General features: G+C 35.1%; 26 protein-coding genes. 18 read left to right on the top strand and 8 right to left on the bottom strand.

The features are described 5' to 3' along the window. Positions 1–44 precede the first annotated feature (44 nt). From C1726_RS22710 to C1726_RS22720, 3 genes are read left to right on the top strand one after another with little or no spacing between them, the layout of a single operon-like run. Positions 45–1,520 (top strand): spore germination protein, encoded by a 1,476-nt coding sequence (locus C1726_RS22710; protein WP_235822827.1) that lies wholly within the window; start codon positions 45–47, stop codon positions 1,518–1,520. A 30-nt stretch (positions 1,521–1,550) separates the two neighbouring features. Further along, complete coding sequence (locus C1726_RS22715; protein WP_102275238.1) at positions 1,551–2,648, top strand: GerAB/ArcD/ProY family transporter; 1,098 nt, start codon at positions 1,551–1,553, stop codon at positions 2,646–2,648. Continuing rightward, the gene (locus C1726_RS22720) at positions 2,632–3,717 is read left to right on the top strand and encodes a Ger(x)C family spore germination protein (RefSeq protein WP_102275239.1); all 1,086 of its coding nucleotides are present in this window, start codon (positions 2,632–2,634) and stop codon (positions 3,715–3,717) included. The genes C1726_RS22715 and C1726_RS22720 overlap by 17 nt, the downstream gene beginning before the upstream one ends. 68 nt (positions 3,718–3,785) lie before the next feature. Here C1726_RS22720 and C1726_RS22725 read toward each other — a convergent pair whose 3' ends face one another. From C1726_RS22725 to C1726_RS22740, 5 genes are all read right to left on the bottom strand, one after another. Continuing rightward, on the bottom strand, positions 3,786–4,985 hold the full coding sequence (locus C1726_RS22725) for an MFS transporter (RefSeq protein ID WP_102275240.1): 1,200 nt from the start codon (positions 4,983–4,985) through the stop codon (positions 3,786–3,788). Between the two features lie 147 nt (positions 4,986–5,132). Next, positions 5,133–5,291 (bottom strand): hypothetical protein, encoded by a 159-nt coding sequence (locus tag C1726_RS26360; protein ID WP_180968275.1) that lies wholly within the window; start codon positions 5,289–5,291, stop codon positions 5,133–5,135. A 1-nt stretch (position 5,292) separates the two neighbouring features. Then, positions 5,293–6,543: a Ger(x)C family spore germination protein gene (locus C1726_RS22730; RefSeq protein WP_102275241.1), complete on the bottom strand. Its 1,251-nt coding sequence runs from the start codon at positions 6,541–6,543 to the stop codon at positions 5,293–5,295. Next, positions 6,518–7,627 carry a GerAB/ArcD/ProY family transporter gene (locus C1726_RS22735; RefSeq protein WP_180968276.1) on the bottom strand — a complete coding sequence of 370 codons (1,110 nt, stop codon included), beginning with the start codon at positions 7,625–7,627 and terminating at the stop codon, positions 6,518–6,520. Before C1726_RS22735 ends, C1726_RS22730 begins: the two co-directional genes overlap by 26 nt. 10 nt (positions 7,628–7,637) lie before the next feature. After that, positions 7,638–9,170: a spore germination protein gene (locus tag C1726_RS22740; RefSeq protein WP_102275243.1), complete on the bottom strand. Its 1,533-nt coding sequence runs from the start codon at positions 9,168–9,170 to the stop codon at positions 7,638–7,640. Positions 9,171–9,300: 130 nt separating this feature from the next. Here C1726_RS22740 and C1726_RS22745 point away from each other — a divergent pair, with 130 nt between their 5' ends. Next, positions 9,301–10,671, top strand: coding sequence for an aldehyde dehydrogenase (locus C1726_RS22745; protein ID WP_102275244.1), 1,371 nt, complete (start codon positions 9,301–9,303; stop codon positions 10,669–10,671). Between the two features lie 92 nt (positions 10,672–10,763). Further along, positions 10,764–11,021, top strand: a complete 258-nt coding sequence (locus C1726_RS22750) for a hypothetical protein (protein WP_102275245.1) — start codon at positions 10,764–10,766, stop codon at positions 11,019–11,021. 40 nt (positions 11,022–11,061) lie between these two features. Here C1726_RS22750 and trhA read toward each other — a convergent pair whose 3' ends face one another. Further along, positions 11,062–11,709: a PAQR family membrane homeostasis protein TrhA gene (gene trhA, locus C1726_RS22755; RefSeq protein WP_102275246.1), complete on the bottom strand. Its 648-nt coding sequence runs from the start codon at positions 11,707–11,709 to the stop codon at positions 11,062–11,064. Between the two features lie 141 nt (positions 11,710–11,850). Here trhA and C1726_RS22760 point away from each other — a divergent pair, with 141 nt between their 5' ends. From C1726_RS22760 to C1726_RS22800, 10 genes are all read left to right on the top strand, one after another. Continuing rightward, a complete protein-coding gene (locus C1726_RS22760) occupies positions 11,851–12,438 on the top strand; it encodes a DUF1836 domain-containing protein (protein WP_102275247.1) in 588 nt (195 codons plus the stop codon). A gap of 528 nt (positions 12,439–12,966) precedes the next feature. Then, complete coding sequence (locus C1726_RS22765; protein ID WP_102275248.1) at positions 12,967–14,031, top strand: multicopper oxidase domain-containing protein; 1,065 nt, start codon at positions 12,967–12,969, stop codon at positions 14,029–14,031. A gap of 166 nt (positions 14,032–14,197) precedes the next feature. Then, complete coding sequence (locus tag C1726_RS22770) at positions 14,198–15,559, top strand: right-handed parallel beta-helix repeat-containing protein (RefSeq protein ID WP_102275900.1); 1,362 nt, start codon at positions 14,198–14,200, stop codon at positions 15,557–15,559. Beyond that, positions 15,549–16,022, top strand: a complete 474-nt coding sequence (locus C1726_RS22775; protein ID WP_102275249.1) for a nitrous oxide reductase accessory protein NosL — start codon at positions 15,549–15,551, stop codon at positions 16,020–16,022. Before C1726_RS22770 ends, C1726_RS22775 begins: the two co-directional genes overlap by 11 nt. A gap of 38 nt (positions 16,023–16,060) precedes the next feature. After that, positions 16,061–17,014: an ABC transporter permease subunit gene (locus C1726_RS22780; RefSeq protein WP_102275250.1), complete on the top strand. Its 954-nt coding sequence runs from the start codon at positions 16,061–16,063 to the stop codon at positions 17,012–17,014. Between the two features lies 1 nt (position 17,015). Beyond that, positions 17,016–17,714, top strand: coding sequence for an ABC transporter ATP-binding protein (locus C1726_RS22785; RefSeq protein WP_102275251.1), 699 nt, complete (start codon positions 17,016–17,018; stop codon positions 17,712–17,714). 201 nt (positions 17,715–17,915) lie between these two features. After that, positions 17,916–18,065 (top strand): hypothetical protein, encoded by a 150-nt coding sequence (locus C1726_RS26365; protein ID WP_180968277.1) that lies wholly within the window; start codon positions 17,916–17,918, stop codon positions 18,063–18,065. Positions 18,066–18,098: 33 nt separating this feature from the next. After that, the gene (locus C1726_RS22790) at positions 18,099–18,734 is read left to right on the top strand and encodes an FMN-dependent NADH-azoreductase (protein WP_102275252.1); all 636 of its coding nucleotides are present in this window, start codon (positions 18,099–18,101) and stop codon (positions 18,732–18,734) included. 169 nt (positions 18,735–18,903) lie between these two features. Beyond that, positions 18,904–19,164: a CGCGG family putative rSAM-modified RiPP protein gene (locus C1726_RS22795; RefSeq protein ID WP_102275253.1), complete on the top strand. Its 261-nt coding sequence runs from the start codon at positions 18,904–18,906 to the stop codon at positions 19,162–19,164. Next, on the top strand, positions 19,149–19,424 hold the full coding sequence (locus C1726_RS22800; protein ID WP_102275254.1) for a hypothetical protein: 276 nt from the start codon (positions 19,149–19,151) through the stop codon (positions 19,422–19,424). The genes C1726_RS22795 and C1726_RS22800 overlap by 16 nt, the downstream gene beginning before the upstream one ends. Positions 19,425–19,458: 34 nt before the next feature. Here the strand turns inward: C1726_RS22800 and C1726_RS22805 are convergent, their stop codons facing one another. Further along, on the bottom strand, positions 19,459–20,598 hold the full coding sequence (locus C1726_RS22805) for a CAP domain-containing protein (protein ID WP_235822828.1): 1,140 nt from the start codon (positions 20,596–20,598) through the stop codon (positions 19,459–19,461). A 198-nt stretch (positions 20,599–20,796) separates the two neighbouring features. Between C1726_RS22805 and speD the strand changes: the two genes are divergently transcribed. Continuing rightward, positions 20,797–21,609 carry an adenosylmethionine decarboxylase gene (gene speD, locus C1726_RS22810; RefSeq protein ID WP_102275255.1) on the top strand — a complete coding sequence of 271 codons (813 nt, stop codon included), beginning with the start codon at positions 20,797–20,799 and terminating at the stop codon, positions 21,607–21,609. Between the two features lie 84 nt (positions 21,610–21,693). Here speD and C1726_RS22815 read toward each other — a convergent pair whose 3' ends face one another. Then, the gene (locus C1726_RS22815) at positions 21,694–22,602 is read right to left on the bottom strand and encodes a MerR family transcriptional regulator (protein ID WP_102275256.1); all 909 of its coding nucleotides are present in this window, start codon (positions 22,600–22,602) and stop codon (positions 21,694–21,696) included. 240 nt (positions 22,603–22,842) lie between these two features. On the opposite strand from C1726_RS22815, the gene C1726_RS22820 reads away from it, so the two are divergent. Together C1726_RS22820 and C1726_RS22825 are read left to right on the top strand one after the other, a co-directional pair. Then, a complete protein-coding gene (locus C1726_RS22820) occupies positions 22,843–23,502 on the top strand; it encodes a TetR/AcrR family transcriptional regulator (RefSeq protein WP_180968278.1) in 660 nt (219 codons plus the stop codon). A 14-nt stretch (positions 23,503–23,516) separates the two neighbouring features. Then, a complete protein-coding gene (locus C1726_RS22825; protein ID WP_102275258.1) occupies positions 23,517–24,287 on the top strand; it encodes a CPBP family intramembrane glutamic endopeptidase in 771 nt (256 codons plus the stop codon). The last annotated feature ends 78 nt before the right edge of the window (positions 24,288–24,365 follow it).

The following is a 24,365-nucleotide window of genomic DNA, read 5'->3' on the forward strand; positions in this document are numbered from 1 at the left end:
TTTTCAAAACGGGTGATCTTTAGATGCGAATATGGAGAAACAGAATGAAAATAGACAGAAATGAAAAGGAGTATGACAAGGATCATTCTTTCCAATTATTGTTACAGCAGTTAGCGGAATCTGACGAATTTACTCAATTTACGTATGCATCTAGGTCATCAACACTTTGTATAGGGTATTATTCATCTTTAGTTGATACGGAAATCTTACATCGTGATATTTTGCCCTATTTAAAAGAATTAGAGGACATTACTTCCTTGCCTAATGTCATTCCCATTGAAGAAGTAGCTCTTGAAAAAGATCCAGCAAAAATTCAAGATCAGCTATTAAGAGGGCATGTAATCATTTTTGATACAAATAACTTACAGCAAATGGGTCTTGCAAAGGCAAGTGTTGAAAGGACACGTCAAGTTACACTGCCAGAGGTAGAGTTTAGTGTTGTAGGTCCTAAGGAAGCATTTGTAGAAGCACTCGATACGAACATTAACCTTGTTAGAAAAAGACTTCCATTACGTGAGTTAATTATAAAGGAATTGCAAATTGGAAAAATATCAAAAACAAGAGTTTCGGTTCTTTATATAGAAGGAATCGCGAATAAAGAAAACGTCAATACAGTTATTCAAAGATTATCAGAATTACAAGTAGATCAAATTAATGACAGTTCATATCTCACACAATTGATTCAGGATAATCAAAATTCGCCATTCCCACAGTTAATTGATACAGAGAGGCCAGATCGGATTGCTTCTGTGCTTGGGGAAGGAAAGGTTGCGATCTTAGTTGATGGCGCCCCTCACGGCTTGATTGGACCGACGACCTTTTTTGAATTTTTTTCTGCATTTGAGGATTATTTTTTAAATTGGACAATTGCCTCTTTTTTCCGGCTCGTCCGGTTTTTTGCAGTTTTATTTTCTATTTTAGTCACGCCTATTTATGTTGCTGTTCTTACCTATCATTATGAATTAATTCCTAAAGATATGTTAAGTACATTAATCACTTCAAGAAGTGCGATTCCATTGCCTCCGATATTGGAGGCGCTTGTACTAGAATTAACAATAGAATTATTAAGAGAAGCAGGGGCAAGGCTTCCTACAAAGGTTGGACAGACAATTGGTATCGTTGGCGGTATTGTTATTGGGACAGCATCAGTAGAAGCGGGTCTAACAAGTAATGTTTTATTAATTATTGTTGCTTTAGGAGCACTGGCATCGTTTACTACACCTGTTTACCAGATGGGCAATACGATACGCCTTATTCGTTTTCCATTTTTGCTGATGGCGCACTATATTGGTTTACTAGGGGTTGCAATAAGCTTTTGTTTCCTCCTGATTCATTTATTAAGATTATCCTCCCTAGGGAGACCGTTTCTTGAGCCGTTTTATCCGCTTAGAATCCAGGATTTAAAGGATTCTCTTATACGGCTTCCTTTCTCCATGCAATCAAAGAGACCCATACATGAACAAACGGAGGATACAATGAGGTTTAATACAAAAAAAGCAAAAGAAAAGAATGATTTATAACGGAATTGAGAAAGGGAGCAGGTGTTGTAATTGGAAAAGAAGGAACTGCAAATATCACCTTTTCTTGTATTCTTTATCATTCATGCAGTCCAAGTAGGTGTTGGAGTGTTAGGATTCCAGCGGCTTATTATGAAATCCGCTGGAAACGATTCTTGGATGGTTGTCCTGGCGGCAGGTTTGATGGTAAATATTGTTATTTGGCTAATGTATGTTCTATTGAACAGATACCAAAAGGATATAATCGAAATCCAAAAAGAACTATTTGGAAAATGGATTGGGAGTCTCATAAGTTTAATTTGGATTATCTATTGGTTAATGATCGGAATTGTTACTTTGAGAACCTATATTGAAATTGTAGAAGTATGGATGTTTCCGACAATCAATACTTATATGTTTTGTCTAATTTTTATCATTCTAGTTTATTATTGCGTAGTAGGGGGATTCCGGATCGTTACTGGTTTAAGCTTTTTTGGTGTTTGTATTCCATTTTATTTATTCTTTACGTTTTTTTTTCCTGTTGAGTTCGCGCATTTTAGAAATTTGCTGCCTATTTGGAATCATTCTATTAAGGAAATAGCATTATCTACTAAAGATATGTTTCTATCCTATTTGGGTTTTTCAACCTTGCTAATGTATTATCCGTATATAAAACACCCGAAACAGTCGCAAAAATGGGCACATTTAGGGAACTTGCTGACAGCAGTCATATATCTTTTTATTTTAATTATCACAATCGGTTTTTTTAGTGAAAAACAAGTAAGCAAACAAATTTGGGCCACATTATCTTTGTGGAAAATTGTTGAGATGCCATTCGTGGAAAGGTTTGAATATATTGGAATTACATCATGGGTTTTGATTATTCTTCCTAATATTTGTTTCTCTGTTTGGGCTTCAACGAAAGGAATCCAGAAAATTTTTAAATTAAAGCCGAAAAAAGTTGCCGTCGTTATTTTAGGCATATTATTTTGCTCTACTGTAGCTGTTGAAGGCAGAGAAAATATTGATTTGTTAAATAACTCTATGTCCTATCTAGGGTTATGTTTAGTCTTCATCTATTTGCCTTCTCTTACGATAATATCCTTTTTTATTTCAAAAATAAGGAGGGGAAAGGTTGAGAAAAGTTCATAAAATAATAATACTTTTCATTGGAATGACCGTTTTTCTCTCAGGATGTATGAATATAAAACAAAGAGTGCTAGATGATATTCAATTGGCGACAGCAGCTGGATATGAATACATAGATGAAGATCAAATAGAGGTTACTGCTGTTTTCCCGAATTTTCAGCCAGATAAATCTGTGAAAAATGAAACATTAGTTGCATCTTCTATCTTAAGTAAAGAAATTCGAGATAAACATAGTTTACAGTCAGAAAAACCTTTGGTCAGCGGGAAAATAGAAGTAACTTTATATGAAAGGAAAACAGCAGAAAGGGGAATAAAAGATTTATTAGACACATTGCAGCGAGATCCATCTGTAGGATCAAATGTTTATCTTGCAGTAGTAGATGGAAGTCCTAAAGAATTGTTAAGTAAACAGTATGGCAATATGGATAATGGTATTTTCTTATCCAATCTTATCGAACAAAATATTGAATCCGGCTTGATTCATAAAACGAATTTGCATCAATTTTTATATAAGTATTATGCAGAAGGGATAGACCCGATGCTGCCTATTATTGAACAAAAGGATGGGAAAATCAATCTTAAAGCGATCGGTTTATTTGATGAGGATAAATTAGTTGATCAAATTGAAGAGAAAAATTATTTCTACTTAAAAATCCTCTTGAACCGAAAAGGGGAAAATGATACTCATGCCATTCAATTAGAAAACAAGACGAAATTTTCAGTTTTTAACATTCGTTCAAAAAGAAAGTATCAGATTCCAAAACCAATGACAAATTCAGAGATTATTATAAAATTAAAATTAAAGTCAATGATAAGAGAATATAATAATGGATTATTAACTGATAGTAAGTTAAATGAGTTAGAAAAAGCGATGGAAGAGGATATAAAAAAGAATTCTGAAGAAATGATAAAAAAATTTCAAGAAAAAGAAATTGACCCTCTAGGTATAGGTGAAGAGGTTCGTACTCGAACACGTGAATGGAACAAGGAAAAATGGGATGATATTTATCCGGATATAAAAATATCAGTACAGGTCACCATGGATATTATTGAATCAGGGATCGTTGAGTAGGAAAGCGTTAACAAACGAAAAAAATCTTCCTCCTATTTTTGATTGAAATGGAGGAAGATGAAATAATTTTATGCTCTTTGCACTTTACGAATTTTTGAAAGTATTCCGAGATAAAGAATAACTGAGCAAAGAACAGAACCAGCTGCAACTGTATAAATTGCACTGTATCCAAACCAGTGGGCAATTTGTCCAAACATGATCGCTCCGATTCCAACACCAAGATCGAAGAAGGAGAAGAAGGTTGCATTCGCCATACCTCTGCGGTTGGCAGGTGCCTCTTTAACAGACCAAGCTTGTAAAGCAGGCTGAACAGTCCCAAATCCTAGACCGTACAATATGGCAGCTATATATAGGAATAGACTATTTGGCAGCCATGATAAAAGAATCATTGAAATTATAATTAACAATGCTCCGGGAATGAAAACAGCCTGATGTCCTTTTTGATCATACAGTTTTCCCGCAAAGGTTCGACTAACCATTAAGGCCAGTGCATAGAGAAGGAAATACCATTGAATACCTGGGATTCCTTTCTGTGCAGAATAGATAGGAAGAAATGATGCGATTCCTCCGAATGTAACTGTGATAAAAAATAAGAGCATGGATGGCGGAAGGGCACTTTTTTCGTAAATATCCCATTTTTTTAGCTGAATTGTTTGTGGTTCAGCTTTCTTAAATCGGATTGTTGAGGATAAAAAAAATGCTGCGAGTCCAAGAATCGCACAGATTAAAAATAATTGGGTGAAAGACACAACTCCGACTAAAGCAAGTCCTAATGTCGGTCCAAATGCCAGAGCTAGGTTCCCTGATAGCCCATAATAGCCCATTCCTTCCCCGCGTCTTTTGGCAGGTATTAAATCTGTTGCAATTGTACCAGAAGCTGTTGTTGAAAAACCCCATCCTAAACCTTGAATGATTCTCATAATAAATAAGAAAACTAAACTTTTTACAAAGCCAAATGAACCGACAGATAGGACGAAAATTCCTAGTCCAGTCAGGTAGACAAACCTTCTGCCTTTAGATTCAAGTGCATGGCCTGCATATGGCCGTAGAAGAAGGGCAGAAAAAGTAAATATTCCTACTACAATCCCAATTAATTGATCATTTCCCCCAAGTTCCTCAACAAATAACGGGATGGTCGGCAATGTCATTTGAAACCCAAGAAAAATAAAAAAATTGGACAAACAGATAAGGACAAAATCACGTGTCCATATTTTCTCGGTTTCTATCTGCTGTGCTGCTGCAGCATCTGAACGAGAATCACGATTCATTAAATATTTCCTCCCATATATTAGGTTGCAATAATTGCTGAAACAATTAAAAATGCATCTGAGTGGTGAGTAATATTTAGAGTCACTAAATATAAAGTCTATTCTACTAGAAATATGGTCATTTATCTATGGGAGGAGTCAAATAATTTATTTAAGTACGCCTATTAAAGCACTTACAACTGTTGCAGCAGCCAATGAAAATACAGCAATGGATCCTAGTTTCTTCTTATCCCTCCATAATGTAACTGTAAATCCGATAGAATAAAGTGTGATAATTATTAAAAAAATCCATATAGGTATCCTCATTTTAATCCCTTATTTTCTCAATCTTCGGCAATCTGCTTTGTCTGCCAAAATCTCCAAATGTTATATTTACAGAAATATTCACTTCCATGATCTGGTAAGCCTCCATCCAATTAAACCTCTTATATTCTGAAATGCTGGAAAATTTTTTTCTAGCGATTAATGACCATCCAAATGGCTCCGCTTTAAATTCTTCTTGTGTTTTTGAAACAAATTCCATCATTTTATTCTTAAATCTGTCTTCCAGATAATTTTTGAGTTCATTTCTTTTTTGAGTGTTTTGGGCATAGTTTTCTATGGCATGATCTGTTAAGACATCCATATGAATGGGAAGGGTAACATCAATTTTAGAAGCTCCGTTCTTAGTAGTTAAATCAACCTTTGAACCTTTTAATTGGCTTATTTTGGCAGCAATTCGATATTCTTCCTTGAATGGATCTGGGAAAGTAATTAACATAGGCGGTGCCTTTTCGGCTACATTCAAAAGGAGAGAAATCCTTGTCTCTTCTGCTGTAAGTTTTCCAATCATTCTGCCCTCATTGAAAACGGTTGACCCGAGGAACTGTGTTTTATTTGTTTTCCCTGTCGTACTTAGCTGTCCAGCAAAGATTTCATCCCCTTTATGGTTTTGATTTTCATCAGCTTGTTCGGTTGTAGCATATATTCCTAAGAATAAATCAGCATCCGCCTCAGTAATTCTTAAATAGCGGTGAAGTGTGGAGTCAGGAATATTAGCGGTTTCTATGCCGCATTTTATTATGAAATCAAAATATTTATTTGGTCTTGTTTCTAGTTTCGGCTCATTTTCTATTATAAATTTACTCGCGTCTTCCTTTGTAATAATGAGGAAAGTATCTCTGCGAATATCTTTCTCTTTAGTTGTATCGTACATCCATCTGATAAAATCCTTATCCTTAGCAAGTTTCTCACTGACAATAATATTTTTCATTAAATTATAAGAAATTTCCTTCGCTATAACTGTATTGGCTTTATATAATGGAGAAACGAGATCATCCGTCTCAAAACTAATAATTTCTACCGGGGGTTCATTTGTTGAACCACCTTGCTGTATCGTTCCAAATTCAGGGTTTGCGATTAAATAAGTTATTTTTAACCTTGCTTTTTCCCCTTTGTCTAATCCTATTGCTATCACATAAGCATTTCTTTCGATTTCTTTCTTATCCCAGCATCCTCCAAGTGAGAATAATAGTATTATTAAACAAATCATCTTAGTTAGATGCTTTTGTTTTTTCATGTTTAAAATCTCCTTTAAATTTGGCAGCTGCCCATAATAAACATGGAAGAAATATAAAAATGGGAGTAGTGATAAAAAGTAAATTTTCCCTTAAATTGAATATAGTAAAGGTTGGATTTTCGGGAATGATCCCCAAGAAAACAACTAATGTGGCAATTATAGGCAATAAATGTTCAAAATTCTTAATCGTAAACAGACTTCCAAATAAAATCGCTACCATATATAAATAGAAGGAAAAGCGAATAAAAGAAGCAATAAGCCAAAATGGAAAGAAGAAAGTTTCAATATTTTCTAAGAAACCAACTTGGATGTATCGAATGGTTTCATGAAACGGAAAATCCATCATTTGAATGCCTTTATAATCAAAAAGCATCACAAAAGCAGCTAACGAAATGGAAACCTCAGTGACTATAAACAATAATGCAATCCATGTTCCTTTTTTAAAGTCCTTCTTGCTTTTCAAATATGGGTAGATAAGACCTAAGTAAAGAAAGTCGGCATTAATAGATGTTCTATAAGAGCTCTCTTTCACAATATCCCAAACACCATTTCCGAAAATAGGAAATAAAAACAAATATTCTCCTTGCATAAGAGTTAATATTAATGCAGCAAGCAGTGAAAATTTTATCCAAAAAATTACAGACCAAGCAACAGATCCGATATGTTCAATACCCTTTTTTGCACCAAACGCACTAACAAACATTAAAAGCGCGTAAATCATTATCGCAGGTGTTTTATCAAAATACATGGTGGATATAATATCTGTGTATACAGCTGAATCAATTGTGAGGGCTGAAAATAAAATAAGCCATAAAATCATTAAAATAAAAAAACCAATAAATCGTCCAAATAAATGATTAATCACGTCTGCTAAATTTTTACTTTCGTAAATATTCAAGACTTTTATCAAAAGATAAATCGGTATAATGGAAAGTGCTCCAATCACAAAAGGGGACATCCAAGCTGCATTTTCTATTTGCTTGTACAAAATTACTGTTGTATCGTCTGTAAGCTTCGTTCCAATTGATAAAATAATGATCGCGATAAATTCTTTAATCCCGATTTTTCCCTTTGAATCTTCCATCCACATTCTCCTATGTCTTTTTCATATCCTTTGGCTTCACGTATCCAGGGCGAAATATTTCATTCTTCAGCAGTCTTCTAAATACGGTGTCTTTTGATGAGGTGTATTTTGGAGTCATCGGAGATAAATATGGTACCCCAAAGGATTTTATTGATACGACATAAAATAGTCCAGCTGTAAAAACTGCTGTCATGCCATAGAAACCGAAAAAACCAGCCGAAAGGATAAAAAAGAATCGAATAATTCGAATTGCAAAGTTCATGCTGATATCGGATACTAAAAATGAGCAAACTCCTGCTAAGGCGACAACAATAACGACGATAGGACTAACAATATTTGCCTGAACGGCAGCCTGCCCCAAAATTAACGCACCGACAATTCCAATTGTAGGTCCAATAGGGGTTGGAACACGAAGCCCGCCTTCACGTATTAATCCAAAAGCAAATTCCATTAAAAGCACTTCAATTAGAGCTGGAAACGGCACCTTCTCTCGTGTTGCTGATATCGCGAGCAATAAATCAGGAGGTATCATCTCCGTATGGTAGTTTGTAATGCCAACATATATGGAAGAACTAAACAATGTAATGAAAATAGCAATCATACGCAATCCTCTTGTGAAGTTTCCATATATATATCTTAAATAGTGATCTTCAGAAATATGGAAGAAAGACCAAAAGGTTGCTGGCAATACTAATGAATCCGGTGAGTTATCCATTATTAGGACGATATAGCCGTCTTCGATAAAAGCTGCAGCTCGATCCGGTCTTTCTGTATATAGTATGGAGGGAAATAATGAAAGTTTTCTCTCCTCAATGTGCTGCTCAAGCAAAGCAAGATTTTGCACAGAATCAACATTTAACGAATTCACTCTTTTTTTGATGTTGTCAAGAAGCTGCTCATTTGCTAAATCCTTAATATATACAATAAAGACTTCATTATTTGTCCTTTTAGATATAACAGCTGATTCAACTATCAGATTTTCATCTCTAATTCTCTTCCGAATTAGGGAGATATTGGATTCAGCTTTTTCAGTAAATGCTTCTTTAGGTCCTTTTAGAACGATTTCATTATCGGCATTGCTAACGTCTCTGCCTTGAAAATTAGCGGCGGCGATGCTAAAAGCTATAGTGTAGCCATCAATAAATAAAACGGCATTTCCTTTATTGATTTCATAGATTGCTTCCTTATTATATTCGACAGTTGACAAAGCTTGTGTAGCTAGTAAATTTTCAATTCTGGATGAGGGCTTTTCGTTTTTTAGTAATGGTTGAATGGTGTATTCGTCTAAAAGCTTTATATCAGTTATGGTTGAAATAGAAATAAGGCAGGCTTGTTTATTCAATCCGCCAATTTGAAGCGTTCGGAACTTCACATCCTTATTATCTGGGAAAGAATAGAGTTTTTTAAATATTGTCATGTTATATTCTAGGTCGGCTTGAATCTTTTGTTCTTTTATTTGAATTTCTTCCGTGTTTGATTTCTCTTGAAACGGATTATTCTTTTTATTTGTGGAAAAAGCTTTTTTTAGTAAATCACCTAACATTTTCTATCCCTCCCAAACATAAGTGTTCCACAATTTTATGAACTTATGTAATGTGTGATGGACGAATTTCTTTCACTGGAGGAAAATGCTAAAATTTAATTAACTTATAAAGTGAACGGGGGTTGCTTAATTGGAGAAGTTCGGAGACTTAATAGAAAAACAAAGGGATTTTTTTTTACAAGGGAAGACGAAGGAGCTATCTTTTCGGATAGAAGCTTTGAAAATGCTGCAAAGTCTTATTCGAAAAAATGAACAAGAATTGATGAATGCTTTAAAGAAAGATTTAAATAAAAGTGAGTTTGATAGTTATTTAACAGAAATAGGGATTGTACTTGAAGAAATTAAATTTACACTTAAGCATTTGCAAGCTTGGGCAAAACCAAGAAGGGTGAAATCTTCGATGGCAACACTTGGTTCAAAAAGCTATATTTATCCTGAACCGTATGGTGTTACACTTGTGATCTCTCCGTGGAATTATCCGTTTCAATTAGCCATAGCTCCGCTTGCTGGTGCAGTTGCTGCGGGAAATTGTGTGATTTTGAAACCTTCGGAATTAACTCCGAATACATCAGCAGTTTTAGCTAAACTAATCAGCGAAAATTTCCCTAAAGAGTATATTTCTGTTGTCGAAGGAGGTGTGGAAGTGAGCACTGCTTTGTTGAATGAAAAGGTAGATAATATCTTTTTTACAGGCAGTGTTGCTGTTGGAAAGGTTGTTATGCAAGCAGCTGCAAAAAATTTAACGCCAGTTACACTTGAATTAGGAGGAAAAAGTCCTTGTATTGTTCATGAGGATGCAAACTTGAAATTAGCTGCAAAAAGAATTGCATGGGGGAAATTTACGAATGCAGGGCAAACATGTGTGGCGCCTGATTATCTATATGTACACAGTCGTGTGAAAAAGGAGTTTTTGCGCGAGCTAAAAGAGGCTATTCATGAGTTATATAGTGAAAATGTTTTTGATTCTGGTCAATTCACAAAAATTGTGAGTGAGAGACATTTCAAGCGTCTTGTTTCCTTTTTAAATAATGGTAAACAATATCTCGGCGGGAAATATGATGAAACGAAACTGACAATTGAGCCAACGATATTAGATACAATTTGCTGGGAAGATGAAGTGATGCAGGAGGAAATCTTTGGTCCGATTTTGCCTGTGCTGGATTTCGAACACTTGCCGAAAATAATCAGTGAAATTCAAAGCCGCCAGAAGCCGCTTGCTTTATATATTTTTTCAGAAAACGAAAAGATACAGAATAAAATATTGGATGAGATTTCATTTGGCGGGGGATGTATTAATGACACCGTTTACCACCTTAGCTCTCCATACTTGCCATTTGGCGGAGTGGGAGAGAGTGGCATAGGTGCGTATCATGGGAAAGGGAGCTTTGATGTATTTACACATGAAAAAAGTATTTTAAAGCAAACGACCATGTTTGATCTTCCCTTTCGATACCCAACGATGAAAAATGGATTAAAGTTTATCAAAAGAATTTTGAACTAAAACATTGAGTAGGAAAGAAACCGTATGTAATAATTCGGTAAAAAAAGTATAATATTAAATTGTGGACTTATTCTATAAAAGGAGGGAAAAAATTGGAGTTTTCATTGGGATTACTGATTAGTGTAGCTGTAACTATTTATTTAGTTATCGATGCGCCGAAGCATAATAAAAGTCCTGTATTATGGGGAATACTCGGCTTTATTTTAGGGTTAATAGGACTTGGAATATACTTAATAGTTACTGGCAGAAAAGTTTTAGGATGGATTATTGTTGTACTCTATATTGTACTTGTCATCATAATTATATTGTTCTTTGCAGTAATCTTTGCCGCACTATTTAATATGCAATAAAAAAGAACCGTTCTGGCTTATTTGCGCAGAACGGTTTTTTCTATATGACGTATAGGAAAACACTTAAAAAGTGAGCGAGGCTGCCGAGCATGATGAAGATATGAAAGATTTCATGGAAGCCGAAATGTTTAAACTCCAAAAATTTAGGTTTTATCGCATAAATGACAGCGCCAATCGTGTAAAGAACCCCACCAAAAATTAATAAAAACAAACCAGGGAAACTTAATGATTCGGAGAGTGGCGAGAATGCGAATATAATAATCCATCCCATTGCGATATAAAGTGCAGTTGAAAGCCATCTTGGACAGCTGAACCAGATCATTTTAAATAATATGCCAGAGACTGCAACAGCAGTAACAATTCCAAATAATAACCATCCTGTTACTCCGTTTAAGCTGATCAGGCAAAATGGTGTATACGAGCCTGCGATTAATATGAAAATCATAGAATGGTCCAGCCTTCTTAGAAAGGCGATTACTTTGTCTTTAGCAATGACCATATGATAGGTTGCCGAAGCTGAATAAAGAAGTATCATGCTAATTCCAAAAATGATTACTGCAGTAATAGCAAGTGCAGAAGAGGTTGTCATTGAAGCCTTAATGACCATAGCCAACAACCCAATGAAAGAAAGAATGGCACCAGCGAGATGGGTCAGTCCATTAATTGGCTCTCGAATATAAGAATTCATAAGTATATCCCCCTAATAGCGTATGATGTAGTATTGATAACTACTTACAATAATATAACCATTCTATCAAGTAGTCAACATTTACATAACCTTTTTTTTTAAGTAATATAAGATTATTAAATATTATAGTAGGGGAATAGAATGGATCAAATACAGGAAATGATCGATAAACTTGGATTAAATAATCAAATAACTTTAGAAGAAATTCCGCAAATCGATTTATACATGGATCAGGTTATCCAACTATTTGAAAATAAATTCAGCAGCTCTAAACGGAATGAAGATGAAAAGGTTCTTACAAAAACGATGATTAATAATTATGCGAAAGGCAAATTGTTTTTTCCAATCAAGAACAAAAAATATTCCAAAGAGCATCTCATTTTAATTAGTCTCATTTATCAATTAAAAGGGGTACTTTCTATTAATGATATTAAGGAGACACTTTTTAAAATAAATGAAAAAACGAGTATGAAACAATTTCATCTGGAAGGTTTTTATGAAAGCTATCTGCATGTTGCGAGCAATAATATCGAAAACTTCAAAGAGGATGTAATGGAAAAGTCAATCGATGTCAAAAATGAAATCGATTTGCTCGAAGATCCTGAAAAAGAAGATCTTCAAAAAATATTAATGATTGCTTCTCTTGCGAATATGAGTAATCTTTATCGAAGAGCTGCAGAAAAGCTCGTTGATGAATTAGTAACTGGACAAAAGAAAAAGGAAAAGTGAGAAGCAGATTAAAAGGGTATGAAACCGTATTGGAGGTTTTATACCTTTTTTTTATATAGCACAACAAAGGTATGTTGAATATCAGGAATAGCTGGAGCTGTTGAGTTTAAAGCAGATTATTGTTTGAACAAGAATGCGGGGATTAGTTAGCCAGGTTGTGAAGGAGGTCGGACAAGAATAGGGAATTCCAGTATATTCGAGTCAGAAGCTAATCGGTGTTCGGACAATATAGAAAAATCAAATGCCAATAACTTAGATGCAGGTCCCCATCGGTGAACTATGGCAAATTTACCTGGGTATTTCTTTGTTTTATACTTCAAAAAATATCTCATTCATCCCTGTTTTCACCTCTACTAGGAATATTTTCGAAATAATTTCAGCACAAAACAACCTTTATCACTTGATTGATTGCTTCTTCACAAATCCTTCACACATTTAAACGTGATTGTGAGAAAAATCACCTATTTGGTAGGAAAATGTCATTATTATAAAAGTATGAAAGGAAAACAAAAAGAGGGGGAAACACAAATGAATAAAGGTGTAAAAATTCTTCTTACTTCCGCTTTAGGCATTGGACTTCTGACAGGATGCAACCAGCAAGCAGCAGATTCAAAAAACAGCAAAGAAATGGAACAAAAGGTTTTAGCAGCAGAAAAAGGTGAGGTAGAGGTAATTAAGCCGCATCAAGGGCTAAATCAAGAACCAATTCCATTGAAAATGGAAAGGGTAGGTCCGAACGAAGTGAACGTGGAAATGACTTCACAAATTACAGATATTGAAATTGACAAAGGAAAAATGTACAAGGCTTGGACTTTTAATGGTGAGGCACCAGGACCAGTAGTAGTTGTAAATGAAGGAGATACCATTAATTTCACGCTGAAAAATATGGATCCAGCCATTCCGCATAGCATGGACTTTCATGCAGTACATGCATCACCTTCAAAAGACTTTACAAATGTAGAGCCTGATGAAACTGGAACATTCAGCTATCCAGCAAATAAACCGGGCGTCTTTATGTATCACTGTGGTACATCACCAGTGCTTTCTCATATTGCAAATGGTATGCACGGAACGATTATTGTTAAACCAAAAGCAGGCTATCCAACAGATAAAGATATTGATAGAGAATTTGTCATCGTTCAAAATGAATGGTATAAGTACAATGATTTAGAAGACTTTACAAATGGTGTGCCTAGTCATGTGGTCATGTCAACTAAAGCGTTAAAAGAAGGCGACCAAAACACAAATGGAGACACATTTAGCCTGAAAGACAAACCGTTATTAGCGAAAGTCGGTGACAAGGTCAGAATTTATGTTAATAACGTAGGACCGAATGAAGTTAGCTCATTCCATGTAGTTGGAACTGTTTTCGATGATGTATATGTGGACGGCAATCCATTTAATCATATGAAAGGTCTTCAAACAGTTATGCTGCCAGCTAGTGGTGGAGCAGTTGTAGAATTTACGGTTACACGTGAAGGCAGCTATTCAATCTTAACACATCAATTCAACCATGCACAAAAAGGAGCCGTCGCTATCTTAAAGGTGACTGAAACTGGAGAAGATGACGGCACGGCAACAATGGGCCATTAATAAATTTTATAAAAACAACACACACATATTATATATAAAAATAACGAAAAAGTGAACCCTTTTTGACAAATTAATGGGCAGTACTTTCCTTGATTGATAAAAAGTAGATCAAATGGAAATGCTGCCCTTTTCAATGGAGGAAAAGTACAGGGCAGGTGAGGCTCACATGTATAAAAAGATTGGAATATTCGTAGTACTCGTATGGTTTGTTTTTATTGGCAAAGCAAATGCTGAGGAAGTTTCAGTAACGAATGCGAATGAGCTTCAAAAAGCATTAGCAAATACGAGTGAAAATAGAATCATTAGATTAGAGCCTGGAGAGTACGAAGGAATATTTACTATTAGTCAGCCCGTTCATTTAATTGGCGAAGAAGGGGCAAAGCTGATTGGTCCCAAAAAAGGAAATGTCCTAACGATAGAAGCGGATGATGTGACAATTGAAGGTCTTCATATAGAAGGCAGCGGCTCCCAAAACGCCGGAATATATGTGAAAGGGAATCGTTCCTTTATCCAAAAAAATGTCATCCAAGATGTCTTCCATGGAATTTATGCAAAGGAAAGCTATGGGCATCGGTTGGAGAATAATGTAATTACTAGCTTTAAAGGTAGCAGCAATCATAAAGGGTATGGCATTTATTTGGTTAAAGCGCCAAATTCTGCTGCTACAGGCAATTTTATTTATGATACTCAGGATGGTATTTATGTTTCGTATTCGGATTTCTGTGAAATTAGAGCGAATCAAATGGTGAGGGCGAGATATGGAGTACACACAATGGATTCAAAAACTGTATTAATTGCACAGAATGAGGTCCGGGAAAGTGTAAATGGATTAATGATTATGCAGAGCAACGAAGTTTCTATCGTTGCAAATTCTTTCTATTTAAATACGAAGATTGATGGAGCAGGAATGTTTATCTTTGATACCTTTGATTCAAAAATTTCTTCAAATCTGATGCGGGGTAATTTTAAGGGGATATTGCTTGAAAATGCGAAGCGAAATACTTTTGAGTTCAATACCTTTATCGGAAATCACACAGGGCTGGAATTGAGAAAAGCTTCGGATGAGAATACGATTTATTTAAATAATTTTTATCATAATACGAGGCAAATTATATCTGATGAGAAAAATACAAATCTTTTCACCAAGGATAATTACGGAAACTATTTTGATGATCATGGCTCGCTGAATTTGAATAATGACGAACTTGTTGATTACGCATATAAAAGCGGCGATGTGTTTTATAATATGACGTCTGAAGAGCCGTACTTAAGTATTTTTTATCAAAGCCCAGCGGTGGAGTTATGGAATATGATAGAACAATACACTCCAATGCCATCAGATTCCTTTGTTATCGATGAATCTCCTCTTGTAAAGCCTGCACCAGTCAGCTGGGGTGATGGGAAATCAGAGAAAACGTTTTTTTCAAATCCTACATTTAATATGATGCAGATTGTCATCTTTCTTATTGTTTTAATAGGAAGTGTTTCTATTTTATTAAAGTTGGGGAGGGGTAAGCATGAAGTTTAAAGTGTTAGTATTAATGGCAGGATTTTTTCTCTTATTAGCAGGGTGCCAGTCGAAAGCTGCTGCACCAGTTGAAATAAAAGCAAATGAGGAGTCATGTGCAGAATGTAAAATGGGGATAGAGGAGCTAAAATCTGCCGCACAAATCATTTTAGAGGATGGAAAACCGCTCTTATTCGATGATATTGGTTGTATGATTAACTATCTCCAGCAAAATAGCCCTAAATATGAAGCAGCTTTTATTCATGATTTTGAAACTGGGGAATGGATTGATTTTGATAAAAGTACTTTTGTCCAAGGGACAGCAATTGAAAGTCCAATGAGTTATGGTATTGCGGGATTTGAATCAGAAGAAAAAGCCACTCAATACAAAGAGGAACATGACGGCAATATTCTTTCAAAAGAGGAGCTTTTAAAGGCAGACATGAAAAGCTTTAAATCAGGCGGCATGGAACACGGTCATTAGGAAAAGGATGATGACCAGCCAATTAGGAGGCAATGGATATGAAGCCTACATTATTATTATCAATGGTAAAGCACGAATTGCAGCTATTATTACGCAGTAAGTGGCTTTTAAACTTTATGATATTATTTCTATTTTTATCTGTATTACTTTATTTTTACGGTTTACAATCAATTAAATCAGATCCAGTCGAAACGACATATGGATTAGAGTCAGTCAATACAAATATTGAAACGATGAATGTGAATCCGGAATGGTATGGATTAAAAGAGATCAAGAAAGAGGTTAGCTCATCAGAAGAAGTGAACCAATCCGCATATAACAGATCTATTGCGATGTTAATCAATTTGTCCTTATGGCTGATCCCGATCATCTGTTTAATATTGGGAGCAAATTCGATCATTGCCGATAAGGAAAGTGGCCGGTTTTCATTGTTTAAGACCTATCAAGTTTCGTATTGGCATTATATGTGCAGCAAGTTTTTTTCATTAGTTTTATCCTTATTTGTCGTAATGGGCATTTCATACGGCTCATTCGGTCTTATTCTTTCATTGATAGGCAAATCATTTGAAGGATCAATCTATTTAGTCTTTATGGCTGTTAACATGCTGCTTATCATAGTATTTTCAGCAGCTGCTTTATTCATCGGAGCAGTAAGCAAAACAAGAATGCAAGGTTTATCTTTTGCTTTATTTTTCTGGAGTATTGTTGTATTCGTCTATGAATTTGTCATATTTTCAATTATTGATTGGATCCCATACTCGATGAAGCTGGGAAGTTTATTTTCACTTATTTTACTAAACCCTGTAGAGTCTATTCGCGTGTGGTCGATTTCTAAATTAAATGCTGAATATGTATTTGGTCCGGAATATTTAATGATTGAAAAATGGGCAGACAATGGCATGCTAACTGGTGCTCTTTTACTATCGGTCATCATTCTGCTGTTTCTAACCATCGCCTCATCCACTTATTTATTGAAAAAAAGGGGTGTTTAATATGATTTTAGAGCTTCGGAATATTTCAAAAAGATATAAAAATAAAGTAGCTTTGGCACCTGTAGATCTTACTGTAAATAAGGGAGAATGCATCGTATTATGCGGAGGAAATGGTGCTGGAAAAAGCACAATGATTAAAATCTTAACCGGTATAGAAAAGTCATCTACTGGTCAGGTCGTTTTTCAATCAGATAAAAAGAAGCCATTTGCCTATATGCCTGACCAAATGAATTTTCCTCCTGAATTTACCCCAATAGAAATTTTAAATTATTATGGAACATTTTTGAATACACCTAAAGAAAGAATTCAAGAGGTTCTTATGGAGGTTGGATTATGGGAAAAGCGTAATCAAAGGGTTGGGGGATTTTCAAAAGGGATGTCTCAGCGGTTGAATTTAGCCCAATGTCTTTTAGCGAATACTGATATCTATATTCTAGACGAACCAACAAACGGATTGGATCCGTATTGGGTCATTCAGTTTAAAGAGGTTATTCAAACATTGAAAAAGCAGCAGAAAACTGTGATTGTCAGCAGCCATATTATGAGGGATGCCATAGAAATTGCAGATAAGGTGTTAATCTTATTTAATGGAAAGGTAAAGTCATTTGGAACACTGGATTGTATATATAGTGAACACGAGTGCCAATCGTTAGAAGAAGTATTTTTGTCTATTCACCAAAAAGAGATTAGTGCAAGTTAAACAGCCGGGACTTCAGAATTCCGGCTGTTTATTTTCTGCATTTTTTTAATACAGATGAGAATATGTAATCAAAGAGAGGCATCTTATTCAATAAATATGTAGCATGACCTTTCAGTAAATTTTAATAAATAAAGGGATGATTATATATACATACTGTTATGGGGAGCATATTTATATCTGAAATATTAAGGGGGGAATATAATGAATCAGCAGCCTGTACATTATGATGGAAGGTTTCAGCAAAGGAGCGAAAACAATAAGGAAGTGCAAAATGAAATTCCATTCGAATTAACAGAGGAAATGAGAAAAAACATTGGGCAAAACCCTTATTCAGGAAACAATGAAGAATAAGAATTTATTACATTTAGAAAGGCTGATTATAAGATGGGAAAAATTCTTTACATAACAGCACACCCGCACAATGAAACCCAATCATACAGTATGGCAGTTGGCAAAGCGTTTATTGATGCATATCAAGAGGTAAATCCAAATGATAAGATTGTAACGATTGATTTGTATAAGGAACATATTCCACATATTGATGCAGATGTGTTCAGCGGGTGGGGGAAACTGCGTACAGGTTCTGCTTTTGACGATTTAACAGCAGAGGAAAAAGGAAAAGTAAGTCGTTTGGATGAGTTGAGCAATCAGTTTGTAGAAGGAGATAAATATGTGTTTGTAACTCCTTTATGGAATTTCTCCTTTCCGCCAATTATGAAAGCCTATTTAGATTCTGTCGCAGTTGCTGGAAAAACGTTTAAATATACGGAACAAGGTCCGATTGGTCTTTTGCCAAATAAAAAGGCATTGCATATACAGGCGCGTGGCGGGTATTATTCTGAGGGTCCAGCTGCTGAAATGGAAATGGGGCATCGGTACATTCAAATTATGATGCAATTTTTTGGCATACCGTCATTGGAAGGTTTATTCATAGAAGGACATAATGCTCAGCCGGACAAAGCGGAGGAAATTAAGGCAAATGCGATCGCTCGTGCAAAGGATTTAGCCCATATTTTTTAATAAAAGAGAAAGTCAAAAAACGTCTAGGCGACTAGACGTTTTTTTATGATTAAGTTAAAATCTCTCTCTTAATGGGATGCGAATTAATTTTCTTATATGCTATGATTAGATTATCTTCATTACCACAATAGAAGAAGTGAAGGAGTTATCGGCCAAGGGGGGAAAATAGGTGGGGAAAAATTGGTCAATGGATCTTGAGCATAATGAGTACGAAAATAATATAGAATTGATCATTGAAGACGGGATTAAAGCAGTTGAGGAGACTGAACCTGGCTACTATGTAAACTTGGTGACTTCAGGACGATTTGGAAATCCAACTGATTATTTTGTACCATTATTAACAGAGGTTTTCGGTGATTCGATTCAGATGAACTTTATCGATCAGTGTGGATGTGGGGGGTATGTACTACGCGTATGGAAACAGCATTAAATATAATAAATTCTCTCATCCAGTTTAAAAATCAGCAAGTAATTATAAATTTCTATGAAGAAGATGAATTGATTCAAAGAGAGGGTCTTTTTTTTGAATCAATACAAATAGTCGATTATCAGGTTCAATTTAGCAAGGGCGGAATAATTGTTTTTTCTCTTTCTTTTGAAGGATATATGAAGTTTTCTCAACGAACTGAATTTAAGAATTATTATTCTTTAGAAAAAGACAGTCAACGTGTGGAGCTATATTTTACATAAAAAAATTGGCTGGGTCCATTGATAGCCCAGCCATCTATCTTCTTAAAAAGTTCTCCGTGTAATAAGGGTGAGAATCCTCATTGAAAGCAACCCCTACACCTAAATATTGATATTCTGGACGAAGGATGTTTTCTCTATGCCCAAGAGAGTTCATTAAACCTTCGTGTGCAAAAATGCTGCTGAACTGTCCGGTTGCCAAATTTTCTCCTGCAAATGTAAAAAATATATCATCCTCACTCATGCGGTCAAATGGAGAGAGTCCTTCAAGATTTGTATGGGAAAAGTAATTATTAACTGCCATATCCTTGCTATGTTTTCTAGCTGTTTCTTTAACATGATTATCCCATTCTAATACATTTAGATGATGATTAACTCTGGCGGCATTTGTTAAATCAAAGAGCTGATATTCAAAACCCTCTTTTAATTGTTGACTCGCGTCAGAATAAAATTCTTTCTTATTTGATTCAAGTTCTTGGGTAATAATTTGAAGAGAAGTGACAGTATATCCCTCGTGTTTATCGTAAAAAATAGTCACATAGTTATTATCTAGAATGTACACATCATAATCACGATCTTCTTCTAGTTGAAAGTAGGTCATCCCCTTACGAATTTTGTCTAAAGGATTTCCTAATTTCTCATGGACATCATTTTTTGTGCTTCCATTTTCAATCCCGACGGAAGAGGTAATTAAATCTTGATTCGTATACAGCCCAACAACCGTATTATCATCGTAAGCAACCATTAAAAAATTTTGATAATCATTATGATACGTATGCCATTCAGTTCCATATTCATTTAAAGAAACACGCTTTGCCTTTCCGATTTGTTTTTCCACTTCTGACTGCTGTTCTCCAAGAATAATGTTATGAACTGAAAAGACTTGTTCAGTAGGAATAGTTAGATTTGGTTTATTCGCTTGATTTGTCTCTGATTGATTATCTTTATTCTGACTGGACTCTAAGGAGGGATCACCTCTCCCTGTTAATTCGTTGACTGTTTGATAAATGGTTGTTAATGTGGCAACAACATTTGGATGTTCAACAATACCGCGAATTTCTGTCTTTATGGATTCCATTACAGGATAAAAATCAGTTTTCTGAATTTGCTTCTCAATAAATGGCCATGAAACAAATAAAAGGAACAGCAGGATTAAAGAACGGAATAGTCTTTTCAATGCTTCACCCCACCTTTCTTGCAATTAATAAAATCATTTATTCCCTATATTATAAGTTTTAATAAGAAAATTGAATAGCAGGAGCTCTTTTCCTTAATTTTGATTCTTATAAAGAAAAATCCTTGATTTTAAATCCTGAAATTGGGCAATATAACAATATTTATTAGAGGGAAAAATCTTTATAAGGGGGAAACTGAATTGGAATTAACGCCCGAACAGCGAATTGAACTGCATGGCTTTAATAATTTAACGAAATCGTTGAGCTTTAACATGTATGATATTTGTTATACAAAAACGAAGGAGGAGCGCGAAGCTTATATTGAGTATATCGATGAGGAGTATAGTGCAGAGAGATTAACAAAAATATTAAAAAGTGTTTCAGACATTATTGGGGCACATGTATTAAATATTGCCCAACAGGATTACGAACCTCAAGGTGCAAGTGTAACAATGCTTGTATCAGAAGGTCCAGTTGTTGAGGTGCCGACTGAATCATACAATGAGTCTCCAGGACCCCTTCCAGGGTCAGTTGTTATGCAGCTTGATAAAAGTCATATAACCGTACACACCTATCCAGAATATCATCCTTCTGAAGGGATTAGTACTTTTCGTGCAGATATTGATGTTTCTACTTGTGGAGAGATATCCCCACTGAAGGCATTAAATTTTTTAATTCATTCTTTTGATACCGATATTATGACAATTGATTACCGTGTAAGAGGATTTACACGGGATAAAGATGGGCACAAGCTTTTTATTGATCACAATATTAGTTCCATTCAAAATTATATTCCAGAAGAAGTAAAAAATGAATTTGATATGATAGATGTGAATATTTACCAATCACATATTTTTCATACGAAATGCAGAATTCGTGACTTTGATCTTAATAATTATTTATTTGGCTATACAAAGGAAAAGCTTGATCCAGAAGAGGTAGAAGAAATTACAGAAAGATTGACAACCGAGATGGATGAAATCTTTTACGGAACAAATTTTGAATCTGTATAACTCATATATTTTCCTGACACCCTAAGGGGTGTCAGGCTCTTCATATTTTCATTACAAATGTTTATTACAAATATTGGCTGAGGTTTATTTCCAAAACTTCCACCATGCCTCTTTCTTTTCTTCCGCTGCAGCAGCACTTCTAAAGCTAAGAATCATGTCTTGAAACATCACTTCACGCTGGTTTACATCCTTCCAATATTCTTCACGTTCTCTATGAATCGTTTCTAAATAAAATTCCCGATCTGTATTTAAAGTCTCAATTAGTGCGCTTATTTCTGTATGTGTAACCTCAGCAGAGCTAGAAATATAGTGAATCATCGTTTTAAATTCTTCTGCAGCAGCTTCAGAGGAATCTGCCACGCGATGTGAAAGATGACGAATTTGCTCTGTAGTTCCTTTTGAAGACTTTGCGATCCTTTTTGATAGTGTCCCAAGTTTTTCAGATGTATGCTCAGAAATTTTATGTAAGTCTGATGAAAGATGATCAATTTCAGTGATCGTTCTTTCGTTTGATTTATAAATGGAGTCTGATAAACTTTTAACCGTGTGCACGGAACCTTTGAGGATTTCCTTTTTTACCTCATCTATAACTTCTTTGCGAACACCATGCCTGATTTCATCTCGTACATCACCAATGATTTCATCTTTCCATAATTTCATCGCCGCAAGGAATTCATCAATATTATTCTTAGTCGCTGCGGGTTCCGCTTTGTCTGGCACTGCCGGCAATAATGTTGCTTCCATGTTAGCTACTTTATGCAATTGAAAATCTTTTTCGATAATTCCTCTGATCATATCCTTACTTAGACTTTTATCATATAGCTGTTTAATTGTTTCCAGCAGACTCAATTCATCATCTGTATAATAGCGTGCTCCCTGTTTCGTACGGGGAATGACGAGCAGCCCCTCCAGTTCCTTTTCCCACTGTCTTAGTTTACCAGGTGAAACGCTTAGTTTTTTTGCTGCTTCTTTAATTGCGTATGATTTCGTCATCTTGTTTTCCAGCCCTTTCTAAGATATGAAATTTATATATAGGATTCTTTTTTTACTAATTCAGCATGGACCCATTGATTTTCCTGCATCGTGACAAAAGCTATCAAAAGAAGACGGAATTCTGCAAAAAAGATGCTTTTGTAAAATGACTACTGTGTCATTTATTTATTGACAATGATTTTCACATGCCATATTATAAAAATGACAATGGTGTCATTTTTATTTCGGAAGGTGATTACTATGCCAAAGGTCAACCATGAATATGTGATAAGAAAGAAAAACAGCATTATAGAAGCAGCTTTATCAGTGTGTAAAGTTAAGCCTCTATATGAAATTACGATGAAAGATATTATTCATGCATCAGGGTTAAGTCAAGGTGGAATCTATCGCTATTATTCAGATTTGGATGAGATACTTGTTGCAGTGATTAATCAATCCAATTCAAATGTAGAATATACTCAAGAAATTGATGCAATCAACGATAATAGCAATTCACCCAAAGAAACAATAGAAAATCTGTTTACTTTCCTTGGTAAATACATAAAAGAAAACCTACCTATAGTTGGTAAAATTCAATTCGAGCTTACTATCATATTTGCGAACAATCCTGAAAGACAGAAGAAAATGTTATCAAGCATTTCTGAAAATGAAAGCGGACAATATTTGATCGAGCGGTTATTTAGTACAATTCATGAGGGAATTTCAAATGGGAGTTTTAAGCCAGTAATTTCACCAGAAGACATATTTCCGTTTATTATGACTTCTATTGATGGCATTGTAAGAGATGTGGTTTTACAAAAATGTTATGGCATGTTCCATAATGCAGAAAAGCCGCTTGATGAAATTCGTCTATTGGATACGCTGTGCAAGTCTGTGTTATTACTCTTAGGTTCTAAATAAGGAGAGGGTCACGTTTGGGAAAGGGGATAAGAAGGTTTCTAGTTTACACATTTGTTTCCTCATGGATATTATGGGGCAGTTTAGCCATTTTAACGCAGTTTAATCTGCTCACCTTTGGAACTCCATTTTCGATGATGCTATTTATTTTTGGCGGAGTTACTCCAGCCATTTGTGAGCTATGGCTGAAAAAAAGGCATAGTTCAAAAGAAGAATTTCAATCATTTGTAAATAATATAAAAAATCCAAGACATTCATTAGGAATGTACTTATTTACAATTGGACTTGCGTTTGCAGCTTGTTTTTTGCCGACTCTTTGGAATGGAGCAACTATGGAAAACCCTTTATATTTGGCATTAATTGAATTTCCAATCATGATTATTGGAGGCGGATTGGAAGAAATCGGCTGGCGTGGCTATTTACAGTCTGCTTTGCAAAAAAGGCGTTCGTCCTTTACTAGTACGCTCATTGTTGGATGTATTTGGGCAATCTGGCATCTACCATTATGGTTCGTCGTTGGTTCAAATCAAATGAGTATGAACTTTCTTTGGTTCACTCTTTGTGCACTGGGATTGTCTTTTCTTCTAACGGTCATTTATTTATCTTCAAATAGCATTTTTCTTTGTATTATTTTTCATGCACTAATCAATTCATTCTGGGATGTATATATACCGGTTACGAATATTCCGTCTGGATTATATATACTTTTGTTCGCCCTATTTATTTTTACCGTATATGAATTTCATCAAAAAAGAATTAGTACAAAAGGGCATAATTTACGACTTTGATGCCGAAGTTTACAAGCAAGTTTCTGATCATAATTCATTATGTTTCAAAAAATATATTCTAATTGAGGAGGTTTCTTT

Source organism: Cytobacillus massiliigabonensis, assembly GCF_900199725.1.
In the GTDB taxonomy this organism is placed as follows: Bacteria; Bacillota; Bacilli; order Bacillales; family Cytobacillaceae; genus Cytobacillus; species Cytobacillus massiliigabonensis.

Bases quoted from the DNA above. Each gene is read 5' to 3' on its own strand.
- C1726_RS22785 (WP_102275251.1), top strand. From the start codon at position 17,016: ATGATTTTAGAGCTTCGGAATATTTCAAAAAGATATAAAAATAAAGTA.
- C1726_RS26360 (WP_180968275.1), bottom strand. From the start codon at position 5,291: ATGAGGATACCTATATGGATTTTTTTAATAATTATCACACTTTATTCT.
- C1726_RS22725 (WP_102275240.1), bottom strand. From the start codon at position 4,985: ATGAATCGTGATTCTCGTTCAGATGCTGCAGCAGCACAGCAGATAGAA.
- C1726_RS22765 (WP_102275248.1), top strand. From the start codon at position 12,967: ATGAATAAAGGTGTAAAAATTCTTCTTACTTCCGCTTTAGGCATTGGA.
- C1726_RS22800 (WP_102275254.1), top strand. From the start codon at position 19,149: ATGGAAACAGCATTAAATATAATAAATTCTCTCATCCAGTTTAAAAAT.
- C1726_RS22735 (WP_180968276.1), bottom strand. From the start codon at position 7,627: ATGGAAGATTCAAAGGGAAAAATCGGGATTAAAGAATTTATCGCGATC.
- C1726_RS22775 (WP_102275249.1), top strand. From the start codon at position 15,549: ATGAAGTTTAAAGTGTTAGTATTAATGGCAGGATTTTTTCTCTTATTA.
- C1726_RS22740 (WP_102275243.1), bottom strand. From the start codon at position 9,170: ATGTTAGGTGATTTACTAAAAAAAGCTTTTTCCACAAATAAAAAGAAT.
- C1726_RS26365 (WP_180968277.1), top strand. From the start codon at position 17,916: ATGAATCAGCAGCCTGTACATTATGATGGAAGGTTTCAGCAAAGGAGC.
- trhA (WP_102275246.1), bottom strand. From the start codon at position 11,709: ATGAATTCTTATATTCGAGAGCCAATTAATGGACTGACCCATCTCGCT.
- C1726_RS22760 (WP_102275247.1), top strand. From the start codon at position 11,851: ATGGATCAAATACAGGAAATGATCGATAAACTTGGATTAAATAATCAA.
- C1726_RS22790 (WP_102275252.1), top strand. From the start codon at position 18,099: ATGGGAAAAATTCTTTACATAACAGCACACCCGCACAATGAAACCCAA.
- C1726_RS22820 (WP_180968278.1), top strand. From the start codon at position 22,843: ATGCCAAAGGTCAACCATGAATATGTGATAAGAAAGAAAAACAGCATT.
- C1726_RS22730 (WP_102275241.1), bottom strand. From the start codon at position 6,543: ATGAAAAAACAAAAGCATCTAACTAAGATGATTTGTTTAATAATACTA.
- C1726_RS22710 (WP_235822827.1), top strand. From the start codon at position 45: ATGAAAATAGACAGAAATGAAAAGGAGTATGACAAGGATCATTCTTTC.
- C1726_RS22770 (WP_102275900.1), top strand. From the start codon at position 14,198: ATGTATAAAAAGATTGGAATATTCGTAGTACTCGTATGGTTTGTTTTT.
- C1726_RS22815 (WP_102275256.1), bottom strand. From the start codon at position 22,602: ATGACGAAATCATACGCAATTAAAGAAGCAGCAAAAAAACTAAGCGTT.
- C1726_RS22780 (WP_102275250.1), top strand. From the start codon at position 16,061: ATGAAGCCTACATTATTATTATCAATGGTAAAGCACGAATTGCAGCTA.